This is a genomic window from Mesorhizobium sp. M7A.F.Ca.CA.002.04.1.1, from assembly GCF_004022805.1.
Lineage (GTDB): Bacteria > Pseudomonadota > Alphaproteobacteria > Rhizobiales > Rhizobiaceae > Mesorhizobium > Mesorhizobium ciceri.
The window spans coordinates 1-4,432 of the sequence record NZ_RZPL01000491.1 but is presented as its reverse complement, the minus strand read 5'-3'; the positions used below and the strand labels follow the sequence as shown (position 1 = coordinate 4,432).

The 4,432-nt window shown below is 63.6% G+C and carries 4 protein-coding genes; 1 reads left to right on the top strand and 3 read right to left on the bottom strand.

The genetic code is table 11. The features are described 5' to 3' along the window. A partial coding sequence (locus ENZ75_RS22515; RefSeq protein ID WP_164887934.1) for an FAD-dependent oxidoreductase occupies window positions 1-1,949 on the bottom strand: 1,949 nt, incomplete at its 3' end. Between the two features lie 20 nt (window positions 1,950-1,969). Beyond that, entirely contained in the window at window positions 1,970-2,512 is a 543-nt protein-coding gene (locus tag ENZ75_RS22510) for an XRE family transcriptional regulator (RefSeq protein WP_032807957.1), read from the bottom strand. A 225-nt stretch (window positions 2,513-2,737) separates the two neighbouring features. Here ENZ75_RS22510 and ENZ75_RS22505 point away from each other — a divergent pair, with 225 nt between their 5' ends. Then, complete coding sequence (locus tag ENZ75_RS22505) at window positions 2,738-3,442, top strand: nitroreductase (RefSeq protein ID WP_063170259.1); 705 nt, start codon at window positions 2,738-2,740, stop codon at window positions 3,440-3,442. Window positions 3,443-3,453: 11 nt separating this feature from the next. Here the strand turns inward: ENZ75_RS22505 and ENZ75_RS22500 are convergent. Continuing rightward, window positions 3,454-4,432, bottom strand: a 979-nt coding sequence (locus tag ENZ75_RS22500; protein WP_128278322.1) for an MFS transporter, incomplete at its 5' end; no start/stop codon positions are given.

Genomic DNA, 4,432 nt, shown 5'->3' with positions numbered 1-4,432 from the left:
GTGTCGTCGATCCTGGTGTGGATTTCCCAGCCGAGTTCGCCGGCGAAGGAGACGCGCACCAGTTTGGCCCAGCGGCCGGCGATCTTCGTCTCCTGATGCGTCAGCCATGGCAGAGTGAGGTCGGCTTCGCAGACATCGGCGAGGATTTTTCGCGAGTTCGGGCCGGCCAGGATCTGGGTCGAGAATTCTTCGGTCCGGTCGATCAGCTTGAACGGTGCGTCCTTGGGCATGCGCGACTTCAGCCATTCGAAATCATGCCACTGCGCGACCGCCGCGGTGATCAGCGTCATCAGGTTCTCGTCGTGACGCACGACGGACATTTCGGTGACGATGCGGCCCTTGTCGTCGGCGAAATAGACGAGACCGATGCGGCCTGGCTTCGGCACCAGTCCGGTGACCTGCAGGCTCAGCCATTCGGCGGCACCTGGACCATCGAGATTGAAGCGCGAGAACCCAGGCAGGTCCAAAATGCCGGCAGCGTCACGCACGGCCAGGCATTCTTCGCGCACACGATGCTGCCATGGCCCGTCGCGGCGAAAGGTCAGCGTGGCTTCCTCGGAGATGTCATCGCCGTCCTGCGCGTACCAGGTGGCACGCTCCCAGCCATTATAGGCGTCGAAGCGGCCTCCGAGCGCCTTGATGCGATCGTGGATCGGCGACAGCTTGCGGTCGCGGCCCTCCGGCCAGGCATGGCGCGGGAACTGGATGGCGTATTCGTTGCCGTAGATCTCCATGCCCTTGGCGACGCAATAGTCCGGCGCCGCGGCATAGGAAGTGAAGCGGCGCGGGTCGCACGACCACATGTCCCATTCGGTCCGGCCCTCGGTCACCCATTCGGCCAGCACCTTGCCGGCGCCGCCACCCTGGGCAATGCCGAAGGTGAAGACGCAGGCCTCGAAGGCATTGGGAACGCCGGGCATCGGGCCGATCAGCGGATTGCCGTCCGGCGTATAGGGGATCGGCCCGTTGATCACCTTGGACAGGCCGGCCGTGCCAAGGATCGGCACGCGGGCGACGGCGTCGGCCAGATAATGTTCCAGCCGGTCGAGATCATCGGGGAACAGCTGGAAGGAAAAGTCCTCCGGCATCGGGTCATTGTGGCTGGCCCAATGCGCGCGGCAATTGCGCTCATAGGGGCCGAGATTCATGCCGTTCTTCTCCTGGCGCAGATAGTAGGAGGTGTCGACGTCGCGCAGCAGCGGCAGCTTCTTGCCTTGTTCCTTCGACCATGCCGCGAGTTCGGGGATCTCCTCGAACAGAATGTACTGATGGCTCATCACCATCATCGGCACGTCGCGGCCGAACATCCGGCCGACTTCGGCGGCGCGGTAGCCGGCGGCATTGACGACGATCTCGCAGCGGATCTCACCCTGTGCCGTCTCGACCACCCAGTCGTCGTTCTCGCGGCGCACGCCTGTGACCGGGCAGAAGCGGATGATCTTCGCGCCCATGTCGCGCGCACCCTTGGCCAGCGCCTGGGTGAGTTGCGCCGGATCGATGTCGCCGTCGCTCGGGTCGTAGAGCGCGCCTTTCAGCTCATGCGTCTCGATGAAGGGATAGCGACGCTGGATCTCGTCGACACCGACAATGTCTATGTCCATACCCTGGTAGAGGCCCATGCCCTTGGCGCGCTGGAATTCCTGCATGCGCTCGAGCGAGTGGGCAAGGCGAAGCGAGCCGGTGACGTGATAGTTCATGGGGTAGTCGACCGCGTCGGCCAGCCCGCGATAAAGCTCGGTCGAATAGCGCTGCATGTTCATCAGCGACCAGGACGAGGAGAAGGTCGGCACGTTGCCGGCGGCATGCCAGGTCGAGCCGGAGGTCAGCTCGTTCTTCTCGAGCAGCACGCAGTCGGTCCAGCCCGCCTTGGCGAGATGATAGAGCGCGGAGGTGCCGACGGCGCCGCCTCCGATGATCACCACGCGCGCCGTGCTCGGCAAACCCGCCATGTTCTTCTCCAAACTTGAACTCAATAGACGGGTGGTGAAACCACCCAGATGACAATTGCCGGCTCGGCACCCGGATTGCGCCAGCGGTAGGGCTTGCCTTCGAAGCGAAAGGAGTCGCCCTCGCCAAGCCGATGCCAGACACCTCCGATCTCGATGTCGAACAGTCCGGACGCGACGTATCCGGCTTCCTCGGTCGGCCGCTGCGCCTCGGCCTTCAGTTCCGCGCCCGGCGCGAAGACCGAACGCACCATCTCGAAGCTACCGCCGAGATCGGGCGACAGAAGCTCCTCCACCAGGCCGGATTCGCTTGTGCCAAGCGTGCGGCGCCTGCCGGCGCGCACGACCACGCCGCGCTCGCTTTCGACAGGTACGTCATGGCTGAAGAACAGGCTGATCGGCACGCCGAACAGTTCGGCGAAGGCTCTGAGGTCACCGAGCGACGGCGTCGACAGGCCACGCTCGACCTGGCTGACCCAGCCGACCGAACGGCCTAGCTTCAGGCCGATCTCGGCGAGCGTCAGCCCGCGCGCCTTGCGCAGGGCCCTGATGTCGCCGGCCAGCACGCGTTCGTCAGGTCCCTGCAATGTTCTTGCGGTAGTCGAAGGCAAAACGCTCTCTTTATGAAAAATCACCGACAAATTTCATGAGAAATCAAGCTCATGAAAAAATCAAGCAGATTTTCACGGATGCACAAGATTTGCTTGCGCGATTTTGACGGTTCATGCAAAGGCTCCGCCGAGAGCGGCGAGTGGGGACGTCCGATCGAGACAAAGGGTAAGGGACGGCCCATGCTGGAAAATAACCCCCGAATCGAGGGCGACGCCGAGATTGTCGACGAGGCGATCCTGTCGCGCCGTTCGGTGCGCGCATTCCTGCCCGACATGGTCGAAGACGACACCATCCGCGCCATTCTGGCGGTTGCGGCGCGCGCCCCATCCGGCACCAACATGCAGCCATGGAAGGTCTATGTCACCAAGGGCGAGAGCAAGCAGCGCATATCGGACGCCATTCTCAATTCCGGCATTCGCGCCGAAAAAGCCGATTGGGACGAGTACCGGTATTATCCCACGCAGTTCTTCGAGCCGTATCTGACGCGACGCCGCGCCAACGGTTTCGGCCTCTATGGCGCGCTCGGCATCGGTCGCCGCGAGGTCGACAAGATGCGCGCCCAGCACGACCGCAACTTCGTCTTCTTCGACGCGCCGGTCGGCATGATCTTCACCATCGATCGCCGCCTCAACCAGGGTTCATGGATCGATTACGGCATGTTCCTGCAGAACATCATGGTCGCAGCTAGAGGCAGGGGTCTGCACACCTGTCCGCAGGCGGCGTTCGCGCCCTATCACCGGCAGATCAGGCCGGTGCTCGACATTCCGGACGAGGAGATCGTCGTCTGCGGCATGGCGCTTGGTTATGAAGATACGTCAAAACCTGAAAACGCCTTCCGCACCGACCGCGTGCCGCTGCAAGAGTGGGTGACGTTCAGCGAATAAGCCAGCCGGCCTCATTCCGTGTTCATCTGTGCGCCGTGGCCGCTGACATGGGCGCCGTCCTGGGGTGTCAGCTTGAGATAGGCGAGCAGCGCGCAGAGCGTGATGATGCCCTCGATCACGAACAGGATGCGGAAATCGTCGGCGACGGCGGGGCCGCCGCCCGCCAGAAACGACAATGCCGCGGCGGCCAGGCCGACGCTGATCGCCACCGCCAGCTGCCATAATATGTAATAGAGCGCGCTGAAACGGGCGAGCTGCTCGGGCGCGATGTCGGAATAGGCGAGGTTGCCGGTCGAGGCCCATTGCGCGGAGCGGAAGACGCCGAAGACGAAGATGTAAGTGAGCACGATCCACACCGGCGTCGTCGCCTGCATCAGCGCGAAGCCGGCAACCAGGGCGGCGACGATGGGCGTGTTGTAGACCAGCACGCGGCGAAAGCCGAAACGGTTGAGGACACGCGGCATGAAGAACCGCATGGCCACCGAGCCGACCGCGGCTACGAAGGTCAGCGATCCCGCCTGCACCGCGCTCATGCCGAAGCCGAGCTGGAACATCAGCGGCAGCAGGAAGACGACCGAGCTAAGGCCGATCGTGTCCAGCCCGCCGCCGGTGAGGAACGAAATGCGGAAGGTACGGATGCGCAACAGCTTGAGATCGAGCAGCGGATTGCGCACGCGCAGGCAGTAGAACGAGGCGATGGTCAGGATGACGAGCGCCAGCGCCAGTTCGCCGGCGATGATGCCGCCCGCGGCGTCCTTGGCGGCAAGCGAATCCATGCCGAAGACCAGCAGGACCATGCCGCTGCCGACCAGCAGGAAGCCCGGAAAATCGAACGGCGTGCGCACGGGCTTGGTCATCGTCGGAAACAGCGAGGCGGCAAGAATTGCCGCCGCCAGCGCGAACGGCACGTTGATGAAGAAGATCCAGCGCCAGGAAATGTAGGTGGTCAGCGCACCGCCATCCGCATTGCCGGGCCGAAGGCCGAATGGG

Bases quoted from the DNA above. Each gene is read 5' to 3' on its own strand.
- ENZ75_RS22505 (WP_063170259.1), top strand. From the start codon at position 2,738: ATGCTGGAAAATAACCCCCGAATCGAGGGCGACGCCGAGATTGTCGAC.